Annotated in this window: 11 protein-coding genes; 6 read left to right on the forward strand and 5 right to left on the reverse strand. The window is 65.5% G+C overall.

From position 1 onward, the window contains the following. Window positions 1-7 precede the first annotated feature (7 nt). Complete coding sequence (locus tag ACVILL_RS01980) at window positions 8-565, reverse strand: DUF308 domain-containing protein (RefSeq protein WP_456727600.1); 558 nt, start codon at window positions 563-565, stop codon at window positions 8-10. A 138-nt stretch (window positions 566-703) separates the two neighbouring features. On the opposite strand from ACVILL_RS01980, the gene ACVILL_RS01985 reads away from it, so the two are divergent. Further along, the gene (locus tag ACVILL_RS01985) at window positions 704-1,291 is read left to right on the forward strand and encodes a TetR/AcrR family transcriptional regulator (protein ID WP_456727601.1); all 588 of its coding nucleotides are present in this window, start codon (window positions 704-706) and stop codon (window positions 1,289-1,291) included. A gap of 12 nt (window positions 1,292-1,303) precedes the next feature. Here ACVILL_RS01985 and ACVILL_RS01990 read toward each other — a convergent pair whose 3' ends face one another. Further along, window positions 1,304-3,565, reverse strand: coding sequence for a spermidine synthase (locus ACVILL_RS01990; protein WP_456727602.1), 2,262 nt, complete (start codon window positions 3,563-3,565; stop codon window positions 1,304-1,306). A 232-nt stretch (window positions 3,566-3,797) separates the two neighbouring features. Between ACVILL_RS01990 and ACVILL_RS01995 the strand changes: the two genes are divergently transcribed. Next, window positions 3,798-5,399, forward strand: coding sequence for a phytoene desaturase family protein (locus tag ACVILL_RS01995; RefSeq protein ID WP_456727603.1), 1,602 nt, complete (start codon window positions 3,798-3,800; stop codon window positions 5,397-5,399). Window positions 5,400-5,675: 276 nt separating this feature from the next. Here the strand turns inward: ACVILL_RS01995 and ACVILL_RS02000 are convergent, their stop codons facing one another. Next, complete coding sequence (locus ACVILL_RS02000) at window positions 5,676-5,840, reverse strand: Flp family type IVb pilin (protein ID WP_456727604.1); 165 nt, start codon at window positions 5,838-5,840, stop codon at window positions 5,676-5,678. A gap of 171 nt (window positions 5,841-6,011) precedes the next feature. Between ACVILL_RS02000 and ACVILL_RS02005 the strand changes: the two genes are divergently transcribed. Together ACVILL_RS02005 and ACVILL_RS02010 are read left to right on the forward strand one after the other, a co-directional pair. Beyond that, window positions 6,012-6,896 carry a 50S ribosomal protein L11 methyltransferase gene (locus ACVILL_RS02005; RefSeq protein WP_456727605.1) on the forward strand — a complete coding sequence of 295 codons (885 nt, stop codon included), beginning with the start codon at window positions 6,012-6,014 and terminating at the stop codon, window positions 6,894-6,896. After that, a complete protein-coding gene (locus tag ACVILL_RS02010) occupies window positions 6,896-7,417 on the forward strand; it encodes a hypothetical protein (RefSeq protein WP_456727606.1) in 522 nt (173 codons plus the stop codon). The genes ACVILL_RS02005 and ACVILL_RS02010 overlap by 1 nt, the downstream gene beginning before the upstream one ends. 18 nt (window positions 7,418-7,435) lie before the next feature. Here ACVILL_RS02010 and ACVILL_RS02015 read toward each other — a convergent pair whose 3' ends face one another. Next, window positions 7,436-7,621 (reverse strand): hypothetical protein, encoded by a 186-nt coding sequence (locus ACVILL_RS02015; protein ID WP_456727607.1) that lies wholly within the window; start codon window positions 7,619-7,621, stop codon window positions 7,436-7,438. A gap of 212 nt (window positions 7,622-7,833) precedes the next feature. Between ACVILL_RS02015 and ACVILL_RS02020 the strand changes: the two genes are divergently transcribed. Next, a complete protein-coding gene (locus ACVILL_RS02020) occupies window positions 7,834-9,663 on the forward strand; it encodes an aminopeptidase P family protein (protein WP_456727608.1) in 1,830 nt (609 codons plus the stop codon). Window positions 9,664-9,942: 279 nt separating this feature from the next. Then, window positions 9,943-11,244, forward strand: coding sequence for a multidrug effflux MFS transporter (locus ACVILL_RS02025; protein WP_456727609.1), 1,302 nt, complete (start codon window positions 9,943-9,945; stop codon window positions 11,242-11,244). A 59-nt stretch (window positions 11,245-11,303) separates the two neighbouring features. Here ACVILL_RS02025 and ligA read toward each other — a convergent pair whose 3' ends face one another. Further along, a complete protein-coding gene (gene ligA / locus ACVILL_RS02030; protein ID WP_456727610.1) occupies window positions 11,304-13,451 on the reverse strand; it encodes an NAD-dependent DNA ligase LigA in 2,148 nt (715 codons plus the stop codon). Window positions 13,452-13,458 lie beyond the last annotated feature (7 nt).

Below are 13,458 nucleotides of genomic sequence, written 5' to 3' on the forward strand. Positions count from 1 at the left end.
GCGCGCGTCACGCACGTGCGCTGCGATAGGCCGTGGCAGCGAGCCAGATTGCGGACAGCAGGAAATAGAACGCGCCGAAGCCCGCATAGGGAGCGACGTCCAGAATCGTCGGCGCCACGGTGCCGATCGATTGGCTGATCATGTAGCCGCCGGCAAGTGCCGACTGCGCGCCGCTCAGGATCATCGCCCATTGCGCGCCATAGTCACGCCAGCGCCTCGCCCCGGTGACCAATTGCAGCACGCCCGAGAGGATCGCCCAAACTCCAAACACGGCGAGAACGGCATAGCTGTTGCGACCGATCGCGACGATCACGGCGAGCGCGGTTATCGCGCTGACGACGAGATTCAATGCCTGAGATGGATTGGCCTTCAGGCCGCCATTGACCCGCGCGTCGGCCAGATTGGCGACGGCGTCCCATGCCGGATAGATCACGAGCAGAAACGCAGCTGGGCCGGCGTGCCCGCTGAACAGAACGGCGGCCGCAACCCAGGCGATCGAGAAGATGGCGCGCCCGAGATAATAGGATCGCAGCCAAGTGGATTTGGTCGAAAGGTGGCTTTGCATTGACAGGCTCCATATTTACCTTCCTACTAGTAGGTAGATGACGGATTCAAGTCAATCGGGTAGCCGGACACGTCCCTGTGTGCGAGACGAAAGCCTTGATATCTCTCGGTAATTTACCTACTGGAAGGTAGGTCAGACATGGATGCGATGATTTCGACCTCTGAAAAAATTCTCGATGTCGCGCAGTCTCTCATCGTCGCGGGAGGCTACAACGGCTTCAGCTACGCCGACATCTCGGATGCGATCGGCATCCGGAAGGCGAGCATCCATCATCACTTCCCGACCAAGGCCGAGCTGGTTTCGACGCTGGTGGATCGCTACAGGCAGCAGACCGAGCTGGGCCTGAAGGCTCTTCGGGAGCAGTCCGCAAGCCCGGCCGATCAACTGCAGGCTTACGTGAACTTCTGGCAGGCGTGCATTCGAGATGCCACACTGCCGTTCTGCGTTTGCGCGATGCTTGCCGGCGAGATGCCGATGTTGCCGGACGAGGTCGCATCCCGCGTCCGCGCCCATTTCCATCATCTCGCGGCATGGCTCACCTCGGTGCTGCGGGCCGGCGCAGAACAGCACCTGCTCCGGCTGGACAAGCGGCCGGAAGAGGAGGCCCAGATGCTGATGGCATCGGTCCATGGCGCGATGCTCTCTGCAAGAGCTTTCGACGATCCCGCGGTGTTTGCCGCAATCGTCAAGCCGCAGATCGCCAAGCTGCTGGCATCGGATCGCTAGAGAATTGTCGACCTACTGCTCGCCGTCGCGCAGGCGGCGATAGACCGCGCCCAGCACGTTCGAATAGTCGTCGGTCCACACCCGCTGCTTCTCGTCGGCTTCGGTCTCGGTCCAGACGTCGGACGATGCGAGCCTGCCGACGTCTTCCTCCTCGCGCGCGGAGACCACGACCGAGGTCGAGAAGATGTATTCGTTGTCGCGGCCGGAATCCTCGCTGTAGACCCAGCTCTTCATGTCGTTGGCATCGGCAATGCCGACCACGACGCTGGCAAGCTCGAGATGGCGGTTGGAGACGTGCATCACGACCGCGCCCTGCGGCGCCAGCTTCGCCTTGTAGATCGCCATCGCCTCTTCGGTCGCAAGATGGATCGGGATCGCGTCCGACGAATAGGCGTCGACGATGATGAGATCGTAGACGCCGTCCGGTTCCTTGGCGAAGGTCAGCCGCGCATCGCCGATCACGGGCCTGAGGTTCGGCTCGCAGTTCTGGATGTAGGTGAAATATTTCGGGTCGCGCGCGGTATCGACCATCGACTGGTCGATCTCGAAGAATCGCCAGTCCTCGCCCGGCACTGAGGCGCAGGTCAGCGTCCCCGAGCCGAGCCCGATGACAGCCACTTTCAGCGGCGCGCCCTTGCGCTCGCGGATTGCCGATATCGCCTGCCCGATGCCGCCATCCTTGTGATAATAGCTGATCGGTTCGGGCCTTCCGGTGACCGGCGTGCCGTCGTCGTTCTTGAACTTCTCGGCGCCATGGATCGTGGTGCCGTGCATCAGCACGTGATACTGCCCGTTCGCCGTCACCACGATCTTGTGCACGCCGAAGAAGCTGCGCACCGTTTCGACCCGGCCGTCGTCGGACGGATAGGCGCGCAGCGCCACCAGCGCGACGACGACGGTGGCGAAGATCTTCCAGCGATTGCCGTTCAGCGCGAGCGCGAGCAGCGCCGAGAGCACGCCGACCGCGCCGATCACCCGAACCCGGTGGTCGACCAGCCAGTTGAAGATGCCGCCGGCCGAATAGCTCGGCGCGAGCAGCGCCACCGCCAGCACCGCAAGGAACGGCCAGTACCAGCCGCTCCAGCGCGGCAGCCGCTCCGCGCCCGGCGGACGGCACAGCGCCGCGAGCGCCAGCAGGATCGGATATTCGGCCACCCAGGAGAAAGTAAAGGGCGCAATAAGCCCCGCGAACAGGCCGCCGACCATGCCGCCGAACGACAGCGCGACGTAGAACCCGGTGAGATATTTCGCGGCCGGGCGGGTGCGTGCGAGCTCGCCATGACAGGCCATCGCGATGATGAAGAAGCAGAGCTGATGGCCGCCGAGCGTCAGCAGCAGGTTCTGCTCGCCGCCGACCGCGAGCAGGATCACGACGCCGGCAATCGCCAGCGGCTGCGCCAGCAGCATCCATTTGTGCGGCAGCAGCGGCCGCGACTGGAACACCAGCACCCAGGTCAAAAGATACAGCGACAGCGGCAGCACCCAAAGCAGCGGAGCCGCCGCGACGTCGGTCGAGATATGCGCCGTCACCGCGATCAGCAGGCCGGACGGCACGGCGGCGAGGAAGATCCAGCGCGCGCGGAGCGACCAGGATGGCGCCGGCGCTTTGCTATCGTCGACCTGCATGTCGAGGACGGCGGCATTGGCCGGCGACCGCAACAGCAGGATGCCGCAGCCCGCGATCAGGACGATCAGGAGGCCGTAACCGCTGGTCCAGATCAGGTTCTGCGTGCGCAACGCGAACATCGGCTCCAGCAGCACCGGATAGGACAAGAGCGCGAGGAAGCTGCCGATGTTCGAGGACGCGTAGAGGAAATAGGGGTCCGGGCCATTGGGGTGGCCGGTGCGCACGAACCAGGCCTGCAGCAGCGGATTGTTGGCGGCGAGCGCGAAGAACGGCAGGCCGATCGAGACCGCGAACAGGCCGAGCAGCCAGACCGCATAGCCCGAGGTCGGCGGCTCGCCCCAGCCGCTCCTGATCGACAACGGCAATGTCAGCAACGCGACGACCAGCAGCACCAGATGCACCGCGACCGGCACGACACGGCGCTTCAGCTTCATCAGCAGATGTGCGTAGGCGTAACCGCCGAGCAGCAATGACTGGAAGAACACCATCGCCACCGACCACACCGCCGGCGAGCCGCCGAGCCGCGGCAGCACCATCTTGGTGAACAGCGGCTGCACCGAGAACAGCAGCAATGCGCTGACGAAGATCGCCGCGGTGTAGACAACCAGCACCAGCCGGTTTCGCGAGGCGGACGGCTCAGATGTCATGAAAGCTCCGGCATGGACCCGGCGGGCGCCGGGGGCGGACGGTCCGGCGGCAGCGCACCGGAGGATTTGAAGCGAGCATACGGCAGTATCACGGAGAAGAAACCGCGGTCACGTGGACTTGACGACGCGGCGCTGCGGCGCCACAGCACGCAGGATCTTTTGGTTGTCTTTCTCGAAACGAAGGTTTCCTTCTTTCCGGATCATGCTCTAATCACTCCTTCTTGAAGCGGACATGAACGAACCAGACGTCGTCATCATCGGTGCGGGGCATAACGGCCTCACCTGCGCGGCCTATCTCGCGATGGCGGGGCTGCGGGTGAAGGTTGTGGAACGCCGCAAGGTGGTCGGCGGCGCCGCCGTCACCGAAGAGTTCTGTCCGGGCTTCCGCAATTCGGTCGCCGCCTACACGGTGAGCCTGCTTAACCCGCAAATCATTTCTGACCTGAAGCTTGCCGATCACGGCCTCAGGATCGTCGAGCGGCGCGCCCAGAACTTCCTCCCGGCGCCCGACGGCAGCTATCTCCTAACCGGCGAAGGCCGCACCCAGCAGTCGGTCGCAAGGCTCAGCGAGCGGGACGCGACCACGATCGGCGCGTTCTCAGGGGAACTCGAAGCCATCGCCGACGTGCTGCGCCAATTCGTGCTGCGTGCGCCGCCGAACCTCGTCGAGGGCTTCGGCATCGGCGCGGTGAGCGAAGCCTTCAACGCGCTCGGCACCGCCAACATCCTGCGGCGGCTGTCGCTGGAACAGCAGCGCGATCTGCTCGACCTGTTCACGCGCTCGGCCGGCGAGATGCTCGACGAGCGTTTCGAGAACGACCTCGTCAAGGCGCTGTTCGGCTTCGACGCCATCGTCGGCAATTATGCCAGCCCCTACGCGGCGGGCTCGGCCTATGTGATGCTGCACCATGCGTTCGGCGAGGTGAACGGCAAGAAAGGCGTCTGGGGCCACGCGATCGGCGGCATGGGCGCGATCACCCAGGCGATGGCGAGCGCCGCACGCAGCCACGGCGTCGAGATCGAAACCGACGCCGGCGTCCGCGAAGTGATCGTCGCAAAGGATCGCGCCACCGGCGTCGTCCTCGACAATGGCGAAACCGTTCGCGCCAGACATATCGTCTCGAACGTCAATCCGAAGCTGCTGTACACGCGCCTGGTGCCGGAGGGCGCACTGGCGCGCGAATTCCTCGCGCGCATCTCGCGATGGCAGAACGGCTCAGGCACGTTCAGGATGAACGTGGCGCTGAGCGCGCTGCCCTCCTTCACCGCGCTGTCCGGCCCCGGCGATCACCTCACCGCTGGAATCATCATCGCACCAAGCCTCGGCTACATGGATCGCGCCTGGCACGATGCGCGCGAATTCGGCTGGAGCCGCGCGCCGGTGGTCGAGGTGCTGATCCCCTCGACGCTCGACGACAGCCTGAGCCCGCCGGGCCAGCATGTCGCGAGCCTGTTCTGCCAGCACGTCGCGCCGCAACTGCCCGACGGCAAATCCTGGGACGACCATCGCGAGGAGGTCGCCGATTTGATGATCGCAACCGTCGACCGCTACGCCTCCGGCTTCGCGGGGAGCGTGGTCGGCCGCCAGATCCTGTCGCCGCTCGACCTCGAGCGGCAATTCGGCTTGCTCGGCGGCGACATCTTCCACGGCGCGCTGACGCTGAACCAGTTGTTCTCGGCGCGGCCGATGCTCGGCCATGCCAACTACCGCGGACCGCTGCGTGGTCTCTACCATTGCGGTTCCGGCGCCCATCCCGGCGGCGGCGTCACCGGCGCCCCCGGCCACAACGCCGCGCGGGCCATCCTGGCCGACCATCGCGCGCTGTTCGCATAGAGCGGGCGACGCGCCACGCGCCGCGGATCATGGCGCGGCAAGCTGTGGACAGGTCTGTTGAGAAGCTGTGGGTCGACTGTGGTCAGACCGGGTGTCGCCTTGCGAGAAAGCCGGTGAGCACCCCTGTGGACTGGCTGTGCAGCAGGGGTTCGCAACTCCGGGACAACGCAGTTGATGTCCTGTCGACAAGCCGCGTGGGGCCCTGTGGGCAACCGCTTAAAAAGAAAACACCGGGCGTCGTTGCCCGGTGCCTGCTTGAGAACGCCGTCTGCGAAATTACTTCAGCGAGCCGCTGATCGAGTTGAAGGTCCCGCTCAGCGACGAGCCGACACCATTCACCGCAGCGATGATGGCGATGGCGATACCGGTCGCAATCAGTCCGTATTCGATGGCGGTCGCGCCGGATTCATTCTTCAAAAACTTAACGAAAATGGCCTTCATTGCAGCCCTGCCCTTGGTTGTGATGCCTTGGAACGAAGGGTTTTCCCGAGTTCCGCCACCGTACTAGTACGGCGGCATCTAAGGTTGTCTGAATCGGGAACCTATCAATTCTCGCGATATTCGATTGAATCCGGCTTGAAATTTTAACAAAAACCGCGCTACCGGCCTCCGATGACCCCGTCCACGCACCGCGCCAGCGTCACGCTTTCAGACGAATCGACCGCAAAACGCGTGGTAGACGCGCTTTCCGAGCTGTTTTTCGAGGATCAGGCGGCTTTTGCGGCCTTCGAGCGGCCGGACGGCCGCTGGGACGTTACCGTCCATTTTGCCGAGCCGCCGGACCAAATCTTGATCCGCGAGCTGGTCGGCCAGACGGTGCGGCAGGATGTCGCATCTACTTTAGTTTTTGACACCGTGGAGGCCAAGGACTGGGTGAAGGCCAGCCTGGAGGACCTCGTCCCGGTTGCGGCCGGCCGCTTCATCGTCCACGGCCAGCACGACCGGCACAGGGTACCTCCGAACAAGCTCGGGATCGAGATTGAGGCGGCGCTCGCCTTCGGTACCGGCCATCACGGCACCACGCGGGGCTGCCTGCTGCTGCTCGACCACGTGCTGAAGGCCTACCAGCCCCGGCGCGTGCTCGATCTCGGCACCGGGACCGGCGTGCTGGGGATTGCCGCCGCCAAGGCGCTGCACGGCAGGGTGCTGGCCAGCGACATCGATCCGCCGTCGGTGCGGGTGGCCGAGGAGAACGCCCGGCTCAATGGAGCCGGACATCTGGTCGACGTGATCCGCGCCACTGGCTTTGCCTCGCCGCGCTTTGCCGAGGACGGGCCGTTCGACCTCGTGCTCGCCAATATCCTGGCCAACCCGCTGCGGCAGCTGGCCGGGCCGATGGCCCGCCATCTCGCGTCGTCGGCACAGGTGATCCTCTCCGGCCTGCTGACGCACCAAGCGCCGGCGGTGATCGCCGCCTATCGCGCCCGCGGGCTGGTGCCGCTGCGGCATCTGAGGATCGAGGGCTGGAGCAGCCTGCTGCTGCGCTCAAGATCATGATGCGAGGAAATCGCATCACCGCGACCGGCAGACAGTGCGGCGACTGCACGCTCTGCTGCAAGGTGATGGCGATCGAGGAACTGGCCAAGCCCGTCAACGCGTGGTGCCCGCATTGCAAGCCGGGGCGCGGCTGCCGGATCTATCCGGGCAGGCCGGCGGAGTGCCGCGCGTTCAGCTGCGTCTGGCTGGTCAACGAACTGCTGGAGCAGCACTGGAAGCCCTCCCGATCGAAGCTGGTCCTGACCACGTCCGACGACGGCCTCGAGGTCCGATGCGATCCGGGCTTCCCGGACGCCTGGCGCAGGGACCCGTATCGCAACGAGCTCAGGGAATGGGCGATATCCGGCGAGACGCTCGACATGACCGTCGTCGTCATCGTCGGTCAGCGCATGACGCTGCTGACGCCTGAGCGCGAGTTCGATCTCGGCATCGTCGGCCCCGATGAGCGGATCGTGCGCGAATTGGAAGGCACCAGGGTCGTCAATGCGACCGTGGTGAAGGCGTCCGATCTGGAACAGTAACCGTGATGCCCGGGTTAACTATTCGGGCGCCGGAGACTCGCGGCCGGGAGTCTCGGCCTTGTCCTGCGCGGCCGCGCGCCTGGCACGCGCCTCGACAAAGCGATCCAGCATCTGGACGATGACGCCGCGTTGCTTCTGCTCGACCGGCGCGATCGGGCCGGGGGGCACCGGCGGCGAGATCTTCTCAAACGTGAATGCAGGCATCGTGCATCTCCTCACCGTTGAGTTGAGACACTCCTGGACACTCCCCGTACGCTTGACCGGCGACGTGCAGTGGACATCGTCAGGCCGGTTCTACTATGCCATGATTCAAGCATAAGTTATGCCAAAAATATGGTCAGGCTTGACTGCGCTTGCGCGAAGATCATGTTCGACCCGAAGGAAGATCATGTCGACCCGAAGAGAGAACGAAGGCGATGTTCGAGGCCCATTTCCAGACGTTCGAAGAGCCCGAAGGCGGCGTCGCGCTGACCGCACGGCTGAGCGCGCTGCGCGAGGAACTGGCGCGGCGCAAGCTGGCGGGATTTGTGGTTCCGCGCGCCGACCAGCAGCAGAATGAGTATGTTGCCGCGGCCGAGGAGCGGCTCGCCTGGCTGACCGGCTTCACCGGATCGGCCGGGCTCGCGATCGTGCTGGGCAAGGAAGCCGCCCTGTTCGTCGACGGCCGCTACACGCTGCAGGCCGGCAAGCAGGTCGACCGCAAGGCCTGGCAGATCGAGCCGCTGGTCGAGCCCCCGCCGGAGCACTGGCTGACGCGGCATCTTTCGGCCGGCGACCGCCTGGGATTTGACCCGTGGCTGCACACTTCTGCGGCAGCCGAACGACTGGCGGCGGCCTGCGCCAAGGCCGGCGCCGAACTCGTCGCCGTCGACAGCAACCCGATCGATGCGATCTGGCACGAACGGCCGGCCCCGCCGCTCGGCCCGGTCACCATCCACGGCACGCAGTTTTCCGGCGAGATCGAGGCCGAGAAGCTGAAGCGCATCCGGCTCGAGATCAGCAGGCTCGGCGTCGATGCGCTGGTGCTGTCCGACAGCCACGCGGTGGCCTGGACCTTCAACATCCGCGGCGCCGACGTCTCGCATACGCCGCTGCCGCTGTCCTACGCGCTGGTGCCGAAGGACGGCCGGCCGGTGGTGTTCATCGATCACCGCAAGCTGTCGAACTCGACGCGCGACCATCTCGAGCAGTCCGCCGATGTCGAGGAGCCGGCGGCGCTGGCGCCAAAACTCACCGAGTTCGCCAAGCGCGGCGCCTCGATCGCGCTCGACAGCGCGACCGCCGCCGACGCCCTGAGCCGCCTGATCGCGGGCGCCGGCGGCAAGCCGGTGCGCGGCAACGACCCGGTCAGCCTGCTGAAGGCGGTCAAGAACATCACCGAGATCGAGGGCACCCGCACGGCGCATCAGCGCGACGCGGTGGCGCTGACGCGTTTCCTCGCCTGGATCGACCGCGAGGCGCCCTCCGGCCATCTCACCGAGATCGACACCGTCGAGGCGCTGGAAACCTTCCGCCGCCAGACCGGCGCGCTGAAGGACGTCTCGTTCCCGACCATCGCCGGCACCGGGCCGAACGGCGCCATCGTGCATTATCGCGTCACGCGCAAGAGCAACCGCCGCATCGAGCCCGGCGACCTCCTGCTGATCGATTCCGGCGCGCAATACGAGGACGGCACCACCGACGTCACCCGCACCATCGCGATCGACAAGCCGACCGACGAGATGCGCGACCGCTTCACCCGCGTGCTGCGCGGCCATATCGCGATCGCCCGCGCGATCTTCCCCGACGGCACCACCGGCGCGCAGCTCGACACGCTGGCGCGGCAATATCTCTGGCAGGCCGGAATCGATTTCGAGCACGGCACCGGCCACGGCGTCGGAAGCTATCTCAGCGTCCATGAAGGGCCGGCGCGGATATCGAAACTCGGCACCACGCCGCTGAAGCGCGGCATGATCCTGTCCAACGAGCCGGGCTACTACAAGACCGACGGTTACGGCATCCGGATCGAGAACCTCGAGCTCGTGATCGGCACCGACATTGCCGGCGCCGAGAAGCCGGTCAACGCCTTCGAGACGCTGACCTTGGCGCCGATCGATCGCCGCCTGATCGAGGTCGGCATGCTGAGCGGAGCGGAGCTGGCCTGGCTCAACGACTATCACGCCCGCGTCGCGCGCACGGTACGCCCGCATCTCGACGACAACGCCACCAAGCTGTGGCTCGACGAGGCGACGGCGGCGCTGAAGTAGCGGCGTCGCAAGCATCCACACACTCGACGTCGTCCCGGCGAAAGCCGGGACCCATAACCACCGCTTCTGCTGTCGCATGACGCTGGGGCCACAGCGCGCTTCAACAATGCACGCCTGTGGTTATGGGTCCCGGCCTTCGCCGGGACGACGGTGATTATTGCGCGAGGCGAAACATCCACCGCCGCCTCGCCCGGAATCGCATGGGCGTATGCCGAAACACCCGTATTCCGCGCGCACGAGCACGCTACAGTCTTTTCCACAATGCTGGATCGGACCTGAATGCACGGCGTGATGGGCAAGCCGCCCGGCGCGGCCCAAGACAAGACCAAAGACAACATCAAGGACAACATCGCGACATCGAAGGTCATGCTGCTGATGCTCGTCGTGATGACGGGCGTCGCGCCGATCTCGCTCTACATGCTGGTCCCGGCGCTGCCGGTGCTCGCGACCACGTTCGGCCGCGACATCTCCGTCGCGCAGATGACGGTGTCGCTCTACATGGTCGGCATCGCGCTGTCGCAGCTGATCATGGGACCGCTGTCCGACAAGTTCGGCCGACGCCCGGTGCTGCTGTCGGGCCTCGGCCTGATGGTGGTGGCCGGCATCGGCTCTGACTTCGCCGAGACACTGCCGCAGCTGATCGCGGCGCGCTTCTTCCAGGCGCTCGGCGGCGCCAGCGGCATGGTGATCAGCCGCGCCATCATCCGCGATCTCTATCCGCGCGAGCGGGTCGGCGCCATGATCAGCCTGGTCGTCGCCGCGCTGATGATCGCGCAGATGGTGAGCCCGCTGACCGGCGGTCTGCTGGAGACCACATTCGGTTGGCGCGCCATCCTCTGGCTCATCACCGCGGCGTCGCTGACGGTCACGATCTTCATCGCGCTGGCGCTGCCCGAGACCCGCCGCGACCGCGCCGACAGCTCGAGCTTTCGCGGCGACCTCGGCAGGCTGCTGCGAAGCCGCGCCTTCGTCGGCTATCTCTTGTGCCAGGTGCTGGCGTCTCAGATCATCTTCGCCTTCGCCGGCGGCGGCCCCTATATCGTGGTGACCCAGATGGGCCGCAGCAGCGCCGAATATGGCGCGTGGTTCGCGATGACGGGCTTCGGTTACTTCATCGGCAATCTGCTCTGCGTGCGCTTCGCGCCGCGGCACTCGCTGGAGCGGCTGATCTGGTTCGGCCTCGCGTTGCAGCTCGGCGGCAGCCTGCTGAACCTGATCTGGAGTTTTACCGGAGTGAACCAGACCCCGATCTGGCTGTTCGGCACCCAGATGATCGTGATGATCGCCAATGCCTTCGTGATGGCCAATTCGGCCGCCGGCGCCATCAGCATCCGTCCCGAAGCGGCCGGCACGGCCTCAGGCGCCATGGGCTTCCTGCAGCAGGGCATCGGCTCGCTGATCTCGCAGTTCGGCGCCTATCTCGGCGGCCACTCCACCACGACCTTGCCGCTGACCTCGGCGATCTTTGCGATCTCGATCGCCTGCGCCTGCACCATGATCTTCATCGTGCCGCGGCGAAACGTGGTGGTGAGCGAACAGCTGATCGCGCAGGCCGAGGAGGATGAGCAGGGGATGATGTGACTTGCTTCGTCATTTCGGGGCGATGCGAAGCATCGAACCATCCCGGAATCACAAGCTCGCTACTCCCCGATCAGCTTCAGCCACTCGTCCTCGGTCAGCACCTGGACGCCATGCTTCTGCGCTTCGGCAAGCTTCGAGCCGGCGCCCGGCCCCGCGACGACATAGTCGGTCTTCTTCGACACCGAGCCTGCCGCCTTGGCGCCCAGCCGCTCGGCCGTCGCCTTGGCCTCGTCGCGCGTCATCTTTTCGAGCGAGCCTGTGAACACCACGGTCTTGCCGGCCACCGCCGAATTGCTCTTCGGCTTCTCGGCGTCGATGATCTCGTCGAGCTCGGTGGTCAGTCGCTCGACGATGCCGCGATTGTGGCTCTCGCCGAAATAGTCGGCGATGCTCTTGATCACGGTATCGCCGATCTGGTCGAGCGCATCCATCTCCGCGATGGCCTCTTCGTCACCCTTGGCGACCTTGAGGCACGCCTCGTGGAACGCATCCCACGAGCCGTAGCCGCGCGCCAGCGCCAGCGCGGTGGTCTCGCCGACATGGCGCATGCCGAGCGCATAGATGAAGCGCTCCAGCCCGATCCTGCGGCGGCTGTCGATCGCGGCGAACAGATTGCGCACCGAGGTCTCGCCGTAGCCCTCGATGTCCTCCAGCTTGAGCTTCGCGTTGCGCTTCGGCAGCGTGAAGATGTCGGCGGGTTCCTTGACCCAGCCCTCGTCGAAGAAATATTGCAGCTGCTTCACGCCGAGGCCGTCGATGTCGAACGCCCGTCGCGAGACGAACAGAATGAGGTGCTCGATCCTCTGGAACGGACAGGCGAACTCGCCGCTGCAGCGCAGCCGCGAGCCCTCCTCGCCGGTCGCGGTCTCCTCGCGCACCACGTCGGTGTGCAGCGGGCACGGGCATTTCTTCGGGAAGTGGAATTCCCTGGCGCTCTTCGGCCGCTTGTCGATCACGACATCGACAACCTGCGGGATCACGTCGCCGGCGCGCTGGATCACCACGGTGTCGCCGATCCTGATGTCGCGCCCCTCGCGCAGCACCTCGCCCTTGTTGCCGATGCCCTTGATGTAGTCCTCGTTGTGCAGCGTGACATTCTGCACGATCACGCCGCCGACGCCGACCGGCTCGAGCTTGCCGACCGGCGTGAACGAGCCGGTGCGCCCGACCTGGATCTCGATGTCGCGCAGCACGGTCATGGCGCGCTCGGCCGGGAATTTGTGCGCGATCGCCCAGCGCGGCGTGCGCGACACGAAGCCGAGCCGCTCCTGCCAGTCGATGCGATCGACCTTGTAGACGACGCCGTCGATATCGTAGTCGAGCTCGGCGCGCTGCTCCTCGATCTTGCGATGGAAAGCGATCAGCTCCTCGACCGAGTGACACAGTTTTGTCAACGGATTGGTCTTGAAGCCGCAGCGCTCGAACCAGTGGATCATGCCGGTCTGGGTTTCCTCCGGCATCGCGCTCATTTCGCCCCAGGCATAGGCGAAGAAACCGAGCGGCCGCGAGGCGGTGATGGTCGGGTCCTTCTGCCGCAGCGAGCCCGCCGCCGAATTGCGTGGATTGGCGAAGATGGTGTCGCCGGCAGCCTTCTGCCGCTCGTTGAGCGCCAGGAACGCCTGCTTGGTCATGTAGACCTCGCCGCGCACCTCGCAGATGTCGGGCACTTTGCGGCCCTTCAGCTTCTGCGGCACGTCTTCCAGCGTGCGGATATTGGCGGTGACATCCTCGCCCTCGGCACCGTCGCCGCGGGTCGCCGCGGTGACGAGCTCGCCGCCCTCGTAGCGCAGCGACATCGAGAGCCCGTCGATCTTCGGCTCAGCCGAGAAATCGATCTTGTCGTCCGGCAGTTTCAGGAAGCGGGTGATGCGTCCGACGAAGTCGACCACGTCAGCTTCCGCGAACGCGTTGTCGAGCGACAGCATCGGCAGCGAATGGCGGACCTTCTTGAAGCGCCCCGACGGCGCGGCGCCGACCTTCTGCGACGGCGATGCCGCGGTGACGAATTCCGGGAAGCGCTTCTCGATCGCGTTGTAACGCTGCCGCAGCGCGTCGTACTCGGCATCGGTGACGGTGGGTGCATCGTCCTGGTAGTAGCGCTTGTCGTGGCCCTCGAGCTCGAGCGCAAGCCGGGTCAGCTCGACCCTGGCCTGGGGCTTGGTGAGCTTGTCGACGTCGACCAGCGCTTTCTTCGCCTTGGTGGCCATCGGCGAA

The organism is Bradyrhizobium sp. USDA 3364, from assembly GCF_054056355.1.

Excerpts from the sequence above, each read along its gene's own strand:
- ACVILL_RS01985 (WP_456727601.1), top strand. The coding sequence starts at position 704 with ATGGATGCGATGATTTCGACCTCTGAAAAAATTCTCGATGTCGCGCAG.
- ACVILL_RS02005 (WP_456727605.1), top strand. The coding sequence starts at position 6,012 with ATGACCCCGTCCACGCACCGCGCCAGCGTCACGCTTTCAGACGAATCG.
- ACVILL_RS02025 (WP_456727609.1), top strand. The coding sequence starts at position 9,943 with ATGCACGGCGTGATGGGCAAGCCGCCCGGCGCGGCCCAAGACAAGACC.
- ACVILL_RS01995 (WP_456727603.1), top strand. The coding sequence starts at position 3,798 with ATGAACGAACCAGACGTCGTCATCATCGGTGCGGGGCATAACGGCCTC.
- ACVILL_RS01980 (WP_456727600.1), bottom strand. The coding sequence starts at position 565 with ATGCAAAGCCACCTTTCGACCAAATCCACTTGGCTGCGATCCTATTAT.
- ACVILL_RS01990 (WP_456727602.1), bottom strand. The coding sequence starts at position 3,565 with ATGACATCTGAGCCGTCCGCCTCGCGAAACCGGCTGGTGCTGGTTGTC.
- ligA (WP_456727610.1), bottom strand. The coding sequence starts at position 13,451 with ATGGCCACCAAGGCGAAGAAAGCGCTGGTCGACGTCGACAAGCTCACC.
- ACVILL_RS02010 (WP_456727606.1), top strand. The coding sequence starts at position 6,896 with ATGCGAGGAAATCGCATCACCGCGACCGGCAGACAGTGCGGCGACTGC.
- ACVILL_RS02020 (WP_456727608.1), top strand. The coding sequence starts at position 7,834 with ATGTTCGAGGCCCATTTCCAGACGTTCGAAGAGCCCGAAGGCGGCGTC.
- ACVILL_RS02015 (WP_456727607.1), bottom strand. The coding sequence starts at position 7,621 with ATGCCTGCATTCACGTTTGAGAAGATCTCGCCGCCGGTGCCCCCCGGC.
- ACVILL_RS02000 (WP_456727604.1), bottom strand. The coding sequence starts at position 5,840 with ATGAAGGCCATTTTCGTTAAGTTTTTGAAGAATGAATCCGGCGCGACC.